Origin of the sequence: Neisseria sp. S1, assembly GCF_048060015.1 — a bacterium.
Classification (GTDB): domain Bacteria; phylum Pseudomonadota; class Gammaproteobacteria; order Burkholderiales; family Neisseriaceae; genus Neisseria; species Neisseria arctica.
In genome coordinates, this window is the sequence record NZ_JBLUPI010000004.1 from 43,177 (window position 1) to 59,929 (window position 16,753).

Below are 16,753 nucleotides of genomic sequence, written 5' to 3' on the forward strand. Positions count from 1 at the left end.
AATAATTTCACAACCTCATCTTCTTCAATTACATTGCACTACACAAGAAAAAACACAAAGGAGAAATATCAAATGCAAGCCAATCCCAAAATGATTTTGGTCTTAAACTGCGGCAGCTCGTCCCTCAAAGGCGCTCTGCTCGATAGCGAACACGGCGAACTGGTTCTCAGCTGCTTGGCCGAAAAGCTAACCACTCCCGATGCTTATATCACCTTCAGCTATGCTGATAATCCGAAAGCCCTTCCTGCCGACCGCGATTCATGGTTTGTCGGACGTCATGCCGGCGAAAAACACCGCGTTGAATTAGGCGAAAAGAACGACCATACCGGTGCCGTGGAAGCGCTATTGGAAGAATTAAAATCCCATGATCTGCAAAGCTTGGTTGCGGCCATCGGCCACCGCGTCGTACACGGCGGAGAAAAATATTCCGCTTCGGTGTTGCTGACTGATGATGTCATTGCCACATTGGAAGAATGTATTCCCCTGGCACCGTTACACAATCCCGCCAACCTCACCGGTATCGAAGCCGCCCGCACTATTTTCCCTGGTCTGCCCAATGTCGGCGTATTCGATACTGCATTCCACCAAACCATGCCCGAACATGCCTACACCTATGCCGTTCCGCGCGAGCTCTATCACAAATACGGATTGCGCCGCTACGGCTTTCACGGCACAAGCTACCGCTACGTTGCCCAAGAAGCAGCCGATATGCTGGGCAAAGATTTGAAAGACACTGCCCTAATCGTTGCACACCTGGGTAATGGTGCGTCGGTTGCCGCTATTTTGGGCGGAGAATCAAAAGATACCAGCATGGGCCTGACTCCTCTGGAAGGTTTGGTAATGGGTACGCGCAGCGGCGATATTGATCCCGGCGCATTCACCTTTATTGAAGCGGCCACCGGTTTGAGCGCAAAAGAAGTGAACGATATGCTGAATAAAAAATCGGGACTGCTGGGCATCTCCGAGCTATCGAACGACATGCGCACTATTCAGGAAGCAGCCGCCGAAGGACACGAAGGGGCGAAATTGGCCTTGGAAATCACAGCTTACCGCTTAGCCAAATATATTGCCGCCATGAGTGTTGCCACCGGTCGCTTGGATGCGCTCGTATTCACCGGCGGTATAGGTGAAAACTCAAGCCTGATCCGTGCCAAAACCATCGGATACCTCGGCATTCTGGGTCTGAAACTTGACGAAGCAGCCAATGAAGCCACACGTTTCGGCAAGGCCGGTATCATCACACAAGCAGGCAGTATGCCTTGTGCGATAGTTGTGCCGACTAACGAAGAACGCATGATTGCCTTCGATACCCGTCAGCTTTCCGGATTGGGCAACTAAGCAGTTGATTGTCCGATCACAAACCGCTGCCATTGGTTAACATGTTGCAGTTGAAGTTTAAAGGCCGTCTGAAAATTCAGACGGCCTTTTTCTCCCGTATTCTTCAATTGGTTTACCGTTTATACCGCTAAAAAACATTGGCTTTTGCCTCTCTCTTTATTTCGGCGCCCAACCGAAACGGCAAGCACATTCTGATAAATCTTAAGCAATTCCTTCCGGCTACATAATATCAAATGCCGTCTGAAAGTTTTCAGACGGCATTTGATATCAACGAATGATACGAATAAAAAAAGCACCGCAACTATATGCGGTGCTTTTTACACTAAAAACTAAACACAATTAGTCTTTTTTGTCTTTCACTTCTTCAAACTCGGCATCAACGACATCATCGTCTTTCTTACCGTCGGCTTGCGCGCCGCTTTCAGCTGCTTGGGCTTCCGCTTGAGCTTGAGCATAAACCAGCTCGCCCAGTTTTTGACTTGCAGTACCCAATGCTTCAGCCTTGGCATCGATATCGGCTTTGTCTTCACCTTTTACAGATTCTTCGGCGGCTTTCAAAGCGTCTTCGATTTTAGCTTTCTCATCGGCATCCAGTTTGTCGCCGTAATCAGTCAATGATTTTTTCACCGAGTGAATCAATGCTTCGGCCTGATTGCGTGAAGCCACCAGCTCAGTCAGCTTTTTATCTTCCTCGGCATTAGCCTCAGCATCTTTCACCATGCGTTCGATTTCTTCCTCGCTCAAACCAGAAGAACCTTGGATGGTAATCTTAGCTTCTTTACCGGTACCTTTGTCTTTGGCAGACACGTGTAAGATACCGTTGGCATCAATATCGAATGTTACTTCGATTTGCGGTACGCCGCGCGGAGCCGGTGCGATATCGCCCAAGTTGAAGTTACCCAGCGATTTATTGGCAGAAGCACGCTCACGCTCACCTTGCAACACATGGATGGTTACCGCGCTTTGGTTGTCCTCGGCAGTCGAGAAAGTTTGCGAAGCCTTGGTCGGAATGGTGGTGTTTTTCTGAATCAGCTTGGTCATCACACCGCCCATAGTTTCGATACCGAGCGATAAGGGGGTTACGTCCAACAGCAATACGTCGCTGCGGCCGCCGCCCAATACTTCGCCCTGAATCGCAGCACCTACGGCTACGGCTTCATCGGGGTTCACGTCTTTACGCGGCTCTTTACCGAAGAAGGCTTTTACGGCTTCCTGTACTTTCGGCATACGGGTTTGACCACCCACCAAAATCACGTCGTCGATTTCGCTTGCGCTCAAGCCCGCATCTTTCAAAGCGATACGGCAAGGCTCGATAGAGCGTTCGATCAGGTCTTCTACCAGGCTTTCGAATTTGGCACGGGTGATTTTCATCGCCAAGTGTTTCGGGCCGGTCGCATCCATAGTGATGTAAGGCAGGTTGATTTCGGTTTGCTGACCGCTCGACAATTCGATTTTGGCTTTCTCGGCAGCTTCTTTCAAGCGTTGCAGGGCCATTACGTCTTGTTTCAAATCAATACCTTGTTCTTTCTTGAACTCGGTGATGATGTAGTCAATCAAGCGTTGGTCGAAGTCTTCACCGCCCAAGAAAGTATCGCCGTTGGTAGCCAATACTTCGAATTGTTTGTCACCATCTACATTGGCGATTTCGATGATGGAAATATCGAAAGTACCGCCACCCAAGTCGTATACGGCGATTTTACGGTCTTTGTTGTCGCCTTTATCCATACCGAACGCCAATGCTGCGGCCGTCGGTTCGTTGATGATACGTTTCACATCCAAGCCGGCGATACGGCCGGCATCTTTAGTTGCCTGACGTTGGCTGTCATTGAAGTAAGCCGGTACGGTAATCACGGCTTCGGTTACTTTCTCACCCAAGTAAGCTTCGGCGGCCTCTTTCATTTTGCGCAATACTTCGGCAGATACTTGCGGCGGAGACAGCTCTTTACCTTGTGCTTTCACCCAAGCGTCGCCATTGGCGGCTTTGATGATTTCGAAAGGCATCAAGTCAATGTCTTTTTGTACTTCTTTATCTTCGAATTTATGGCCGATCAATCGTTTGGCGGCATAAATGGTGTTTTTTGCATTGGTTACAGCTTGGCGCTTGGCCGGTGCGCCGACCAAGATTTCACCGCCGTCCAAATAAGCAATGATTGACGGGGTGGTACGTGCGCCTTCGGCATTTTCAATCACTTTGGTTTGGCCGTTTTCCGAAATAGCCAAACAAGAGTTGGTCGTACCTAAGTCAATACCGATTACTTTTGCCATGATTTATAGCTCCTTAATAAATTTGATTTTAAGCGGGCTTTGCTGCCCTGTTGGTCTACAAAATAAGGGAGACCCGCTTCTTTTCAAGTGCTTGTGGATAATTTTTTTATCCAATTTAAATCAATTTGTTGTAAATTATATTTAAGGATTTATTACCCTTAAAACATGAAAATTTATCTAGGCCGTCTGAAAACGCGACGTTTGATAAAATGCAAACAACCTTTCAGTCAGGCTTCGGCCTCTGCCGACTTAGCCACTACGACCATAGCCGGGCGCAATACGCGTTCGTTTAAGGCATAACCTTTTTTCATAACGCTCACGATGGTATTAGGCTCCTGCTCGCTCTCTACCGCCTGCATAGCCTGATGGCGGTGCGGATCGAGTTTTTCTCCGGCCTGAGGATTGATTTCGGTGATTTGAGTGTTGTCGAAAGCTTTTTGCAGCTCGGTCAGCGTCATCTGAACGCCCATTTTAAGGGCATCGAAATTACCGCTTTGATCCAGCAGCGCCATCTCCAAATAATCTTTCACGGGCAGCATTTCGGTAGCGAATTTCTGGCCGGCGAATTTGTGTGCAGATTGGATTTCTTCAACATGACGGCGGCGCAAATTTTGCTCATTGGCCAAACTGCGAAGTTGCTCGTCTTTCAGCATGCCCTCCAGCTCTTCTACGCGTGCCTGCAATTCTTCGTATGTAGGCGGTACGGCTTGCTCTTGAGCATCTGCTTCGGCTGTCTCCGGAGCGGCTGCATTGTCGATATTCTCTTCGGTATGGGTATTTTGTTCGCTCATTTTCGATATCCTGTATCCAACAGTCTTTCAATATAAATTATCTTTACCTATATAAGGCCGTCTGAAAAATATTCAAGCACCCTACCGAATATCCCGGTCAATCACAGTCATGGCAAACAAGCGGCTTGCAAAATCATCCGAAACTTTATAAGGTTAGACTTATAAACCAATCGCTTGTATAAACAATCAAATACAGGCTGTCTGAACTAATGAACCAGGCCAAAAAATCTACAAAGTATTGAGGAAAATCATGACGCGACAACAACTATCGCAACTTCAAGGGCACGCGGTTGCAGAAACCATGCTTGCCGGCTTCAACAAACACTACCGTCTTTACCGCGAAGTAACCGCCAAAGCCAAGGCATTTTTCGAAGAGCGCAACTGGCGCGGCATTCAGGATTTGGTGGCCACACGTATCCAGATGTACGATCAGCGGGTTTCCGAGGCAGTAGACACACTGCGCCGCGAACATGCCGCCAATGCGCTGAGCGATGAAGTATGGGCGGCGGCCAAAACCGAATATATTGCGCTTTTAGTGAACCACAAACAGCCCGAATTGGCAGAAACTTTTTTCAATTCCGTATCTACCCGCCTGCTTTCAAAAGAGTATTACAACAATCAATTCATCTTTGTAAAACCGGCCACCAGCACAGAATATATCGACTCGGACCCGCCCACTTTCAGCTCATTTTACCCCAGCAAACAAGGCCTGCGTGGTTGTATGCGCGATATCCTCTTTCATTTCGGCTGGAATGTTCCGTTTGCCCATATCGGCAAAGACATCAGCAATATTTTGCGGGCTGCCAAACGACACTTCCAAACCGATTGGCCGCCCGAAGAAATGAACCTGCATATTCAGGTGCTGAACTCACCTTTTTACCGGAATAAGGGCGCATACATTTTCGGGCAGATTATCAACGGCAGCGTCCGCCATCCCTTTGCACTGGCTGTTCTGCACAACGCTAACGGCAAGCTGATTGTCGATACAGCACTTTTCGACCCCAAACAAATTGCCGTTTTATTCTCATTTGCACGAGCCTATTTCTTAGTCGATATGCCCGTACCCAGCGGATATGTACGCTTTTTGCACAATATGCTTCCAGTCCGTTCCATAGGCGATCTTTATACCATGGTGGGTCTGCATAAGCAGGGAAAAAATATCTGGTGGCGCGAATTTACCCAACACCTCCAATACTCCCACGACCAATTTATCCTCGCTCCCGGCGTAAAAGGTTTGGTAATGACGGTGTTCACCCTACCTTCTTTTCCCTACGTTTTCAAAGTTATCAAAGATAAGTTCGGCCCCAATAAAGACTTCGACCGCGAATATGTGCGGCAAAAATATCTTTTGGTGAAAAAACATGACCGCGTCGGGCGGATGACGGATATTTTGGAGTTTTCCAATGTACCGCTGCCCAAAAACCGTTGCAGTGAAGAATTTATTGAGGAAATGCGCACACTGGCGCCCGAACAAATCGAAGAAAACGACGACTGGCTGATTATCAAACACGTGTATGTCGAGTATCGTTTGAAACCGCTCAACCTCTTTATGCAGCAGGCAAAACCCGCTGAAAAAGCCGCTGCCGTCATCGATTACGGCTACGCCCTCAAAGAGTTGGCCTCTGCCAACATCTTCCCCGGCGATATGCTGTATAAAAACTTCGGCATGACCCGTTTCGGGCGCGTGATTTTCTATGATTACGACGAAATCGAATATATGACCGACTGCAACTTCCGCGCCATCCCGCCCGCCCCCAATCCCGAGTTCGAAATGTCGGGTGAGGTTTGGTATCCGGTCCACAAAGGAGACGTTTTTCCCGAAGAGTTCGGCCCGTTTCTACTAGGCGAACCTGATGTGAAGCAAGTGTTCCTGCAACACCACAAAGACCTGCTCACACCTGAATTCTGGCAAGGGAAAAAAGCCTTGCTCGAACAAGGCCTGTTTGACGATTTCTATCCCTACCCGCAATCGGTACGCTTTACACCCGATAAAGTCGCCAAAGGGCTGATGGATCATACCGACGTGTAAAGCCCGCTTTTTCAGACGGCCTCAAACCTTTTTAAATTGCAGCCGTTCCGTTAAAATGAACCTATTCTGAATCAGCCGTCTGAAACCATTCAGACGGCTCCTTAATTTACATGAAAGAAATTATGGCCTACCAACAAACCACCATTGCCGTCAACGATCATATCGCGGAGCCTCTCTCAGACGCACTTATGGAACACGGTGCCCTTTCAGCCGCCATTGAAGACGCCTATGCCGGAACCGCCAACGAACAAGCTATTTTCGGCGAGCCCGGCATGCCGACCGAGCAAATCTGGCAGCAAAGCAAAGTGATCGCATTATTTGAAGAACAAGCCGATGTTGATCCGATTATCGCTGCGACGGCACAACAATGCGGAATCAACATCCCCGTTTATGAAACCGAACTTCTGCCCGAGCAAGATTGGGTTCGCCTTACGCAATCACAATTCGACCCGATTAAAATTTCCGACCGCCTATGGATTACTCCCTCATGGCACGAAGTACCGGATGCCCAAGCAGTCAACCTCCAACTTGATCCCGGGTTGGCATTCGGCACCGGCAGCCACCCGACTACACATTTGTGTCTTCAATGGCTGGATAACAATTTAAAAGGTGGAGAAAGCATACTGGACTATGGTTGCGGATCAGGGATTTTGGCCATTGCCGCACTCAAACTCGGCGCCGGCAGTGCTACTGGCGTAGATATTGACGAACAAGCCATCCGCGCCAGTAACGACAATGCCGCCCAAAACGATGTCAGCGCCCATTTCTATCTTCCGGATGCTTTGCCACAGGGCCAATTCGATGTAGTCGTTGCCAATATTCTGGCCAATCCGTTGCGCATGCTCGGTGAAATGCTGGCTGGCCGTACCAAACAAGGCGGCCGTATCGTTTTATCCGGTATTCTCGAAGAACAAGTAGAGGAAATGAGCGGCATCTACGGCCAGTGGTTCGACTTGGCGCCTGCCCAAATCGATAACGGTTGGGCATGTTTAAGCGGCACCAAACGCTAGTGCGGCACGCCTTCTTCATATCTCCTCAAATATGCCGTCTGAAAACACTTTCAGACGGCATAAATAAATAAAAACCCTGCCTGAGCAGGGTTTTTCAAAAGAAATATAGAACATTATTCTTCGGCGGCCGGAACCGGAGCCGAGCGCACATCATTGCGTTTTTCCTTATGCTTCAAAATGGCGCGGTCAAGTTTGTCCATCAATACATCTACCGCCGCATACATATCTGATTCAACAGCTTCGACATGCACATTTTTACCGGCCAAATGTACATCAGCCTCTGCCTTATTGTTAACTTTCTCCACCGAAAGGGTGACGGTCACCGAAATCACATTTTCCGCATGGCGGTTAATCCGCTCAAGTTTGCCGGCAACGTGATTCTTAATAGCTTCGGTAACATCGAAATTCAGACCGGTAATTTTCAGGTTCATAACTATACTCCTTCGGTTGAGAATTCCAATCCGCCTGAAACGGATTGGAGAAAAATACTTACCGTGCGAGCTTGCGTTGGTGGGCGGGAGCGATATTCATCGATTCGCGATATTTGGCAACGGTACGCCGTGCAATCTCAATCCCCTGCTGCGACAACATTTTACATAAAGCTTGATCCGAATAAGGCTTATATTTATTTTCAGACTCCACCAATTGAGCCAGCATCGCTTTAACTGCACTTTGGCTGGTTCCTTCGTTGTCCTCACCTGCATCTACTGCCTGTGTGAAGAAGTAGCGTAACGCAAACACACCGCGCGGGCAAGCCAAATATTTATGATTAACAGCTCGGGACACCGTACTTTCTGCAACACCCAAATCGACAGCGGCATCTTTCAACAGCATCGGCGTCAGCCCGATTTCACCGAAAATAAAAAAATCGGCTTGCCGTTCAACAATATATTCCGCCAAACGCAATACCGTACTTTTACGGTGTGCCAAGCTTTCGATTTTTTGGCGTGCCTCGGTAATTTTTTCTTTCCACACAGGATCCACATCGTGGCTGCTCTTCAGCAAGTCGTAAAATTCTTGATTAACCCGTACTTGAGGCCATGCCTGTTCGTTACTTCCAACAGTCCATCCCTCGGCAGTTTCCTTAACCCATACATCGGGTTGAACATAACCGGCAGGTTCTCCTCCTGAAAAACCGTAAGCTGGAAAAGGATTAAGACTACCGATAATATCCAATGCCTGATGGATAGTATCTGCATCATCTGGAAGCTCGCGTTTTAATTTAATCACATTCTGCTGCCTGCTCCCACCCAAGTCATCCAGATACTCCAAAGTGATCCGTGCAGCGCACTGGCGCGCGGAAGAAGCCGGCAAGCGTTGCAACTGCAACAGCAACGATTCAGCCAAACCCGAAGCGCCAACACCTGCGGGATCAAACTGCTGCAAACAATCCAAAGCATGCTGGATATCTTCTTCATCCGACATCCATTCTAGCGGTGTATGCTCGATAATATCGGTAAGACTATCTGTCAAATAGCCTTGTTCATCAAGAAAATCAATCAGAAAATGAACTTTGGCCGCTTCTTCGGCACTCAGGGGATGTTCACTGACTTGCTTGTGTAAGTATTCGTGGAAATTATCTTCATCGGCAATAGTCGCCCAAACATCTTCGGCCTCTTCGCCGCCGATTTGTTTGGTTCGGGCAGGTGCAGCGGAAACTCGTTCGGGCTCAGACTGGAAATCAGCCTCAACCCTTTCAAGCAGGGGGTTATCCTGCAACCAATCATCCACCTCCCGCTCCAACTCCAAACCCGACAGCTGCAAAATACGCAAAGACTGCTGTAAATTTTGGTTCAGCTGCTGGGTTTGTTTCAGTTTTAGGCGGAAAGTCTGGCTGCTCATAAAGAATGTTAATAATCGAAATTTTCACCAAGATAAACGGCGCGTACCTGCTCGTTATTGACCAACTCATCAGGTTCGCCTGAGGCTAATACGGTACCTTCACTGATGATATAAGCACGATCACAGATGCGTAGGGTTTCCCGTACATTATGGTCGGTAATCAATACACCGATACCCCGTGCCTTTAAAAACTCAATGATTTTTTGAATATCCAGCACGGCAATCGGATCTACACCCGCAAAGGGTTCGTCTAGCAAAATAAATCGCGGCTGCATAGCCAATACACGGGCGATTTCCACGCGACGGCGCTCTCCTCCAGAAAGAGAAGGTGCAGGGCTTTCCCTCAAACGCTCGATATTTAAATCGGCCAACAAACGGTTTAATTCGCTGTCGATTTTCGACTTATCCGACAAGCTGATTTCCAAGATCGCCCGGATATTTTGCTCTACCGTCATTTTTCTGAAAATAGACGCCTCTTGGGGCAGGTAACCCAAACCCAACCGCGCGCGTTCGTGAATCGGCAGATGACGTATTTCCCGCCCATCGAGCTGTACCGTACCGGCATCCGCGGCAATCAAGCCGACAATCATATAAAAGCTGGTGGTTTTACCTGCCCCGTTCGGCCCAAGCAAGCCTACAACTTCGCCGCTTTCAATATCCAATGAAAAGTTTTTCACTACTTGGCGCTTTTTAAACGCTTTCTGTAAATTTGCGACATGTAAGCGGCTGTGCGTAGCATTCATAGGAAAACTCAAAAAAGTGATTGGGGTTATTGTAAACGTTTTTAAGGCCGTCTGAAATGCTTCTGTCAATTTCAGACGGCCTGCCGGATGAATCTTGAGCTCAAAATTATTTATTAGGCTGGATAACTACGGTTACCCGCTTACCACCTTTACCGGAGACAGCCTTGCTGCCGCTAACGGTATAAACTTCCGTGCGGGTATTGTAAACGATACTGGCTCCCTCCGCTCTGTCTCCGCCTCGCTGCACTTTGGCATTACCGGTCAACTTCACGATGCCTGTAGCCGAAGAATATTCGACATTATTGGCCTGTCCTTCGACACGGCCTTTATTACCATCCAGCGTTTGCCCGAAACGGACAGGATTGCCCGTTGCCGCCATTAGCTGCTGCCCTTTCGCATCGCGCGAAACTTTTACGCTTCCGGCACGGATATTCAGCGAACCTTGTTTGATGATAACATTACCACTGAAAGTGGTTACTTGGTTAGCCTGATCAAGCGAGCCTTGGTCTGCTTCGATTTCAATTGGTTGATTACGATCGCTTTCCAATGCGAAAGCGACAGGCGCAGCAGCCAAAAATACGGCCCATGCCGCGCTTTTAAGGATTTTTCGGGTCATAAATAATGGCTTTCACTCTCGAGGGTAAATTTAGGAAACCTTTTTGATGATTGTATTGCACACCTTGTGCCGTACCTTGCGATTGTCCGTATTGGTACACAACCGCTGCATCGGTATAAGCATTTTCATTTTGGGTATCTACGGTCAAACTCGATGTTTTCAAGATTCCGGCCGGACGTCCCGCTTCAGCCGCTTTGGTCAACACCACGTTTTTTTCAAAAACCACTTGGCGGTTTTCTGTATTGTAGCGGGCTTCACTGCTATTTACATCATACAGTCTCCCACTTTCTCCGTATAACACCAAATTTGGTTCGGCAAAATAAACATCATCACTTTTAGGCAACTGCCAAGCCTTTCTCGCACTGAGATTCTCTTTCAGACGGCCGGTTTCATCAAAGCGACGGCCATCAATACCACTCATAGAGTATTGGGGTTCGTTCGGATTCAATGCCACCTCTTCAATATCCAGCTCGCTAATACGCCCCAACCAGGCGCTCAACACTCCTAAACCGAGTGCCAAAACCAGCGGAAACAGCCAACCGCCTCGCCATTTTTTTATCATTTAATGTACTCTTCCAGTGCAGGCTGCAATGTTCCCTGTGCCAGCATAATCAAATCACACAATTCGCGTACCGCACCTCTTCCTGCCTGCTTCTTCGTTATATAAACCGCATGCCGCAAAGTAAAATCATGTGCTTCAGGTACGGCAACCGGCAAACCGCAGCGTACCATAACAGGCAAATCAACCACATCATCACCGATAAAAGCACACTCATGCTCCTCTACTCCTGCTTGGGCGCGCAAATCAGCATAGGCCGCTTTTTTATCGTGTATGCCTTTATAATAATAGTTAATACCTAATTGCTTAACACGCAAGCCGACAGACGGCGCATCTCTGCCGGTAATAATCGCCGTTCTGACACCGCTATTCTGTAACATTTTCAAACCGTGCCCATCCAAAGTGTGAAACGACTTAATCTCTTCACCGTTATCACGGATATAGATATGACCATCGGTCAACACGCCATCCACATCCATAATCAGTAGCTTAACGGCTTTGGCTCTTGTTGCCAATTCGGGAGAAAGGTTCATTAATTTTAAATCCTATTTTTATTTAATTTGCATATATTTTATATAATACGTGCCTTCAGCAAATCATGCATATTCAACGCACCCACCAACCTTTTCTCATCATCGACAACCAACAAGCCGCTTACTTTGGTTTGCTGCATCTGCTTCAAGGCTTCTGTCGCCAACTGATCGGCAGAAATGGTTTGCGGGCTCAAATGCATAACTTCATCCATATGCAAACCGGTAAAATCATCACGTTGCTGAAACAAACGGCGCAAATCGCCGTCGGTAAAGATACCTTTGATACGGTTTTCCAGATCTACAATGGCCAGCATCCCCAATCCTGTAGCACTCATGCGGATAATGCCGTTTTTTAAAGAAGTGCCCTCTAACACAAAGGGTAAAGCTTCACCTGTATGCATAATATCCCGTACCCTCAAGAGCAAACGCTTACCCAAACTTCCGGCCGGGTGGCTCAAAGCGAAATCGTCCAGCGTAAATTCTCTAGCCCTCAGCAAGGCCACCGCCAAAGCATCTCCTAAAGCCAACATTGCCGTCGAACTGGAAGTCGGAGCCAAGCCCAACGGGCATGCTTCGGCGGAAACGGCACAAGTAATATGGATATCGGCATAACGCCCCATAGTAGAATGCGGCTTCCCTGTAATACATACCAGTTTTACCTCTTTACGTTTAATAGCGGGTAAAATGGCGGTTACCTCATCACTCTCCCCGGAATTCGAAAGAGCCAAAACCACATCTCCGTCCACCACCATTCCCAAATCACCGTGCGCAGCTTCTGCGGGATGTACAAAAAATGCAGGCGTACCCGTCGAAGCCAACGTTGCCGCAATTTTTCGGCCGATATGTCCGGATTTGCCGATACCCATCACCACAATACGCCCTGGGCATTTTTTAATGACCTCGACGGCTTGTGAAAAATTATCATCCAAGTCTGCCGCAACTTCTTGCAAGGCTTGTATTTCCGTCTGCAATACCTGACGTGCCCAATCCAAATATTGTACAGCCTGATTTTTCATTCTTTTGGTTCCCTACTCTATTCAAATACGCCATTTCAAGGTAGGATTATTCATCTATCCTCAACTCAAAAAGGCCTCAGAGATGACCATTTTATCCGACGTTAAAGCTTTAGGACAGCAAATCTGGCTGGACAACCTGTCACGCTCGCTGATACAAAGCGGCGAATTGGCAAAAATGTTGCAACAAGGTGTATGCGGCGTAACATCAAACCCCGCTATTTTCCAGAAAGCTTTTGCAGGCGATGCATTATACAAAGATGAAATCACCGCTTTAAAAGAACAAAGTCTTAACCCGAAACAACGATATGAAAAACTGGCCGTTGCCGATGTACAAGCCGCTTGCGACGTATGCCTGCCGGAATTTGAATCAAGCGGCGGCAAAACCGGTTTTGTAAGCTTAGAAGTATCTCCGGATTTGGCACACGATGCCGCAGGTACGGTTGCCGAAGCCAAACGTTTACATGCAGAAATCAATCGCAAAAACGTTATGATCAAAGTACCTGCCACAGATGCAGGCATCGAAGCACTGGAACAATTGGTTTCAGACGGCCTTAGCATTAACCTTACACTGTTATTCTCACGCAAACAAACACTAAAAGCTTATGCTGCCTATCAACGTGGTATTGAAAAACGCTTATCAGCCGGTTTACCGACCAAGCACATACAAGTTGTGGCCAGTTTCTTCATTTCACGCATTGATAATGCTCTGGATGCGACACTTCCTAGCCACTTACAAGGAAAAGTCGCCATTGCTTTAGCAAAAGCCGCTTATCTTGACTGGCAGAACTTCTTCAGCCAAGAATTTTTTGCTAACGAAAATGTAAACCGTGTCCAATTACTTTGGGCCTCTACCGGCGTAAAAAACCCTTCATATCCAGATACTCTCTATGTAGACAACCTGATTGGCCGAGAAACAGTTAATACCGTACCGGATGCTACATTAAAAGCCTTTATAGATCATGGCGTAGCAACTAATACATTAACAGCCAATACTAAAGAAGCATTGGCACACTTAGCTGAAGTGGAAGCTCTCGGGATTGATGTAGAAGTGCTGGCTTCACGCTTACAAGAAGACGGCTTACAACAATTCAACGATGCATTTGCCAAATTGCTTGAGCCGTTAAGCTAATCAAATCACCATTTTGAGAATCAAATATTTTAAAATACGCAAACCTATATTGTTTGCGTATTTTTATTTAACCGCTATCGAATTGTTTTTCAGACGGCATAGGCATTTTTTAATAAAACTGAATCGATTCTGAAAATTTTGTCATATCGGGCCATATGTATAAAAAATTTAGGGATGAAATCCGAAAACTCCATCCCCGCCCCAAAATGAACTTTATAGTCCAGCAAACAAATGCTTATTTCTTAACCACACGTGTATAAATAGCCAAAATAATCACTGCAAATATAGTTGATGCAATCCAACCAGCCCCTTCACCTGCATGATACCAGCCTAATCCCTCACCAACCGCACCGGCCAATAAAGAACCACCCACACCTAACAAAGTGGTCATAATAAAACCCAAATTGTCTTTACCAGGGTGTAACATCTTAGCCAATATACCGATGACAAAACCTACAATAATAGTACCTAACCAACCCATAATTTTTTCCCATTCTAATAAAATATTTCAAAATTACTAGCTAATCGCTAACAGCAAGCATAAGCTTTATAACATAACTTAGTTACACATACTTCCGCTTTATTTAGCATTCCATTTCAAAGACAATAAAGCTTATATCTCCAGTACAGGATACCAAGTCTCTCCAAAATCAGTAGTGAAATTGCACAAATTTACAAAAATTCATAAAGTACAATATTTTAATCAAAATAAACATTCAGCCTTATTTATATTGCCGAACAAATGATTACCATAAGCAACAGAAGATCAAAATCTTTCATTTAGACACCGACAACTTTGTTCCTCAACCTGGTATATAACAACTTATGAACCATCTTATCTCGCCCAATAAAATTATGAGCTTACACGATAATAGTAGAAAATAAAAAAAGCCCCACACATTGTGGGGCTTTTTTGGATAAACAATTAACGTTTTGAGAATTGTTTCGCACGGCGTGCTTTGCGCAAACCGAATTTTTTACGTTCAACTTCACGTGCATCACGAGTAACAAAGCCAGCTTGAGAGAGAGCCGGTTTCAAAGCTGCATCGTAATCAATCAAAGCGCGGGTGATACCGTGGCGGATAGCACCAGATTGGCCGGTTTCACCACCGCCAACTACGTTTACTTTAATATCAAACGCTTCGGCGTTTTCAGTCAATACCAAAGGTTGGCGAACAACCATGCGGCTGGTTTCACGTGCGAAAAATTCATCAACAGGGCGGCCGTTTACGATGATTTGGCCAGTACCTTTTTGCAGGAATACACGAGCCACTGAACTTTTGCGGCGGCCAGTGCCGTAGTAATATTTACCGTTCATGTCGTGTCCTTAGATTTCCAATACTTTAGGTTGTTGTGCGGCATGGCCGTGCTCGGCACCTGCATACACTTTCAATTTTTTAATCATGGCGTAACCTAAGGGGCCTTTCGGCAACATGCCTTTTACGGCCTTCTCCAAAACGCGCTCAGGGAATTTTTCTTGCATTTCGGTGAAGTTACGCTCATAGATACCACCGGGATAGCCTGAATGGCGGTAGTATTTCTTATCCAACGCTTTGTTACCGGTAACACGCAATTTGTCGGCATTAATTACAATAATGTAATCACCGGTATCAACGTGAGGAGTATATTCTGGCTTGTGTTTACCGCGCAGACGGTGGGCGATTTCGGCAGCAACGCGACCCAAAACTTTATCTTGAGCGTCGATAACGAACCATTCGCGCTTCACCTCATGCGGTTTGGCTGAAAAGGTTTTCATAAGGAGGAATCCAAACAAATATATAGAAAGCTACCGATTCTAGTGATAAATCAGTTTTCTGTCAATCAAATTGACGCCGTATAAAGTATTTACCGGTTCTCTAAGAATAGGGCTAATCCAAAGTGTTGTATTTCAAGCATCAGCTTAAAACATCATTTAAATTTTAAAACGCAAAGAGTCTGGCATACGATACATTTCTAAGCCCCGGCAAGTGCTATGTCATGATATACCATAGAATAAAAATACCACCCAATAGGTGGTATTTCTTAAAATTGAATCCCCGCAAATGTCGTTTAGGCTGAATCCGCTTGAACCTTGCTGACAAGGCGGTCACCTCGGGGTGATTTCGGGTGCATCGACTATAAACGACGCTCGCTCCCATCACTACTCTCGGCAACCTGAAGCGAACTTATTGGTTCAAAGGAATGTATGCCTTCGCGAACACCGCAGGGAAAAGAAGAAACTGTTGGTTGTTGATTTAATTCGAAAGCCTTGACAGGGCTTTATCGCAAACCTCAACCATGCCATTTATTTTACGCTCAAATTCGCCGATTGCCAAATCATCTTTAAGTGACATTTTTAATAAATCATGTACTACATTTAAGGCGGCCATAATTGCGATTTTATCGGTTTCAACAATTCTGCCGTTTTGTTTGATTGCATCGATTTTTTGATTTAATAACTCGACTGCCTGCAGTAAGGTAGCCTTTTCTTCCGGAGGAGTACCGATATTAAACTGGCGTCCCATGATATGGATACTGACTTGCTCATGGCTCATAATTCACCCTCATATTCTTGCGTCTCTTTCGGCAATCTTGCCAACAAAGTCCGGATATGCATTGCGCTACCTTCTAATAAATCGCGGTATTGTTGGTTTTCTACCATTAATCCGTCGATCTTACTCTGCAGATCCTCTTTTAACTTACCCACTTGCACCAATAATGCTTCGCTTAATTCATCAACGGCCGCCTGGTGCTCACTTTTCTGCTGGGTTTGTTCTGCCTTCAAACGGGCAATTTCTTCATGCAGACGCTTGTTCTCACCGACTACGGTTTCAAATTTCTGTGCCAGCTGATAAACGCTGACCTCAAGTTTTTCCAAAGACTGGTTCATAATTTGTCATACC

The 16,753-nt window shown here is 46.5% G+C and carries 18 protein-coding genes and 1 other RNA gene; 4 read left to right on the forward strand and 15 right to left on the reverse strand.

The annotated features are described in order from the left end of the window. Positions 1–72 precede the first annotated feature (72 nt). On the forward strand, positions 73–1,338 hold the full coding sequence (locus ACEPPX_RS04060) for an acetate kinase (RefSeq protein WP_416623040.1): 1,266 nt from the start codon (positions 73–75) through the stop codon (positions 1,336–1,338). Between the two features lie 339 nt (positions 1,339–1,677). Here the strand turns inward: ACEPPX_RS04060 and dnaK are convergent, their stop codons facing one another. Together dnaK and grpE are read right to left on the reverse strand one after the other, a co-directional pair. Beyond that, positions 1,678–3,603 carry a molecular chaperone DnaK gene (dnaK, locus tag ACEPPX_RS04065; protein WP_416623041.1) on the reverse strand — a complete coding sequence of 642 codons (1,926 nt, stop codon included), beginning with the start codon at positions 3,601–3,603 and terminating at the stop codon, positions 1,678–1,680. A gap of 227 nt (positions 3,604–3,830) precedes the next feature. Beyond that, the gene (gene grpE, locus ACEPPX_RS04070; protein WP_416623042.1) at positions 3,831–4,394 is read right to left on the reverse strand and encodes a nucleotide exchange factor GrpE; all 564 of its coding nucleotides are present in this window, start codon (positions 4,392–4,394) and stop codon (positions 3,831–3,833) included. Positions 4,395–4,644: 250 nt separating this feature from the next. Between grpE and aceK the strand changes: the two genes are divergently transcribed. Together aceK and prmA are read left to right on the forward strand one after the other, a co-directional pair. Further along, positions 4,645–6,423, forward strand: a complete 1,779-nt coding sequence (aceK, locus tag ACEPPX_RS04075) for a bifunctional isocitrate dehydrogenase kinase/phosphatase (RefSeq protein WP_416623043.1) — start codon at positions 4,645–4,647, stop codon at positions 6,421–6,423. A 122-nt stretch (positions 6,424–6,545) separates the two neighbouring features. Next, positions 6,546–7,433, forward strand: a complete 888-nt coding sequence (gene prmA, locus ACEPPX_RS04080) for a 50S ribosomal protein L11 methyltransferase (protein WP_416623144.1) — start codon at positions 6,546–6,548, stop codon at positions 7,431–7,433. Between the two features lie 113 nt (positions 7,434–7,546). Here the strand turns inward: prmA and hpf are convergent, their stop codons facing one another. The 7 genes from hpf to ACEPPX_RS04115 all read right to left on the reverse strand — a co-directional run bounded on the left by hpf (position 7,547) and on the right by ACEPPX_RS04115 (position 12,742). Further along, a complete protein-coding gene (gene hpf / locus ACEPPX_RS04085) occupies positions 7,547–7,864 on the reverse strand; it encodes a ribosome hibernation-promoting factor, HPF/YfiA family (protein ID WP_416623044.1) in 318 nt (105 codons plus the stop codon). A gap of 58 nt (positions 7,865–7,922) precedes the next feature. After that, the gene (gene rpoN / locus ACEPPX_RS04090) at positions 7,923–9,275 is read right to left on the reverse strand and encodes an RNA polymerase factor sigma-54 (protein ID WP_416623045.1); all 1,353 of its coding nucleotides are present in this window, start codon (positions 9,273–9,275) and stop codon (positions 7,923–7,925) included. Between the two features lie 8 nt (positions 9,276–9,283). Continuing rightward, positions 9,284–10,018: an LPS export ABC transporter ATP-binding protein gene (lptB, locus tag ACEPPX_RS04095; protein WP_047759901.1), complete on the reverse strand. Its 735-nt coding sequence runs from the start codon at positions 10,016–10,018 to the stop codon at positions 9,284–9,286. A 106-nt stretch (positions 10,019–10,124) separates the two neighbouring features. Next, positions 10,125–10,634, reverse strand: coding sequence for a lipopolysaccharide transport periplasmic protein LptA (gene lptA / locus ACEPPX_RS04100; RefSeq protein ID WP_416623046.1), 510 nt, complete (start codon positions 10,632–10,634; stop codon positions 10,125–10,127). Beyond that, positions 10,615–11,196, reverse strand: coding sequence for an LPS export ABC transporter periplasmic protein LptC (gene lptC / locus ACEPPX_RS04105; RefSeq protein WP_047759903.1), 582 nt, complete (start codon positions 11,194–11,196; stop codon positions 10,615–10,617). The genes lptA and lptC overlap by 20 nt, the downstream gene beginning before the upstream one ends. Next, positions 11,193–11,726 (reverse strand): KdsC family phosphatase, encoded by a 534-nt coding sequence (locus ACEPPX_RS04110; protein ID WP_416623047.1) that lies wholly within the window; start codon positions 11,724–11,726, stop codon positions 11,193–11,195. Before ACEPPX_RS04110 ends, lptC begins: the two co-directional genes overlap by 4 nt. 38 nt (positions 11,727–11,764) lie before the next feature. After that, the gene (locus ACEPPX_RS04115; protein WP_416623048.1) at positions 11,765–12,742 is read right to left on the reverse strand and encodes a KpsF/GutQ family sugar-phosphate isomerase; all 978 of its coding nucleotides are present in this window, start codon (positions 12,740–12,742) and stop codon (positions 11,765–11,767) included. An 82-nt stretch (positions 12,743–12,824) separates the two neighbouring features. On the opposite strand from ACEPPX_RS04115, the gene tal reads away from it, so the two are divergent. Next, on the forward strand, positions 12,825–13,871 hold the full coding sequence (gene tal / locus ACEPPX_RS04120) for a transaldolase (RefSeq protein WP_416623049.1): 1,047 nt from the start codon (positions 12,825–12,827) through the stop codon (positions 13,869–13,871). 235 nt (positions 13,872–14,106) lie between these two features. Here tal and ACEPPX_RS04125 read toward each other — a convergent pair whose 3' ends face one another. The 6 genes from ACEPPX_RS04125 to ACEPPX_RS04150 all read right to left on the reverse strand — a co-directional run bounded on the left by ACEPPX_RS04125 (position 14,107) and on the right by ACEPPX_RS04150 (position 16,740). Continuing rightward, the gene (locus ACEPPX_RS04125; protein ID WP_047759907.1) at positions 14,107–14,352 is read right to left on the reverse strand and encodes a GlsB/YeaQ/YmgE family stress response membrane protein; all 246 of its coding nucleotides are present in this window, start codon (positions 14,350–14,352) and stop codon (positions 14,107–14,109) included. 444 nt (positions 14,353–14,796) lie between these two features. Further along, the gene (gene rpsI, locus ACEPPX_RS04130; protein WP_047759908.1) at positions 14,797–15,189 is read right to left on the reverse strand and encodes a 30S ribosomal protein S9; all 393 of its coding nucleotides are present in this window, start codon (positions 15,187–15,189) and stop codon (positions 14,797–14,799) included. Between the two features lie 9 nt (positions 15,190–15,198). Continuing rightward, a complete protein-coding gene (rplM, locus tag ACEPPX_RS04135) occupies positions 15,199–15,627 on the reverse strand; it encodes a 50S ribosomal protein L13 (RefSeq protein WP_047759909.1) in 429 nt (142 codons plus the stop codon). Between the two features lie 273 nt (positions 15,628–15,900). After that, positions 15,901–16,083, reverse strand: a non-coding RNA gene (ssrS, locus tag ACEPPX_RS04140) — 6S RNA. Between the two features lie 22 nt (positions 16,084–16,105). Continuing rightward, positions 16,106–16,405 carry a cell division protein ZapA gene (locus ACEPPX_RS04145; RefSeq protein WP_047759910.1) on the reverse strand — a complete coding sequence of 100 codons (300 nt, stop codon included), beginning with the start codon at positions 16,403–16,405 and terminating at the stop codon, positions 16,106–16,108. Continuing rightward, on the reverse strand, positions 16,402–16,740 hold the full coding sequence (locus ACEPPX_RS04150; protein WP_047759911.1) for a hypothetical protein: 339 nt from the start codon (positions 16,738–16,740) through the stop codon (positions 16,402–16,404). Before ACEPPX_RS04150 ends, ACEPPX_RS04145 begins: the two co-directional genes overlap by 4 nt. Positions 16,741–16,753 lie beyond the last annotated feature (13 nt).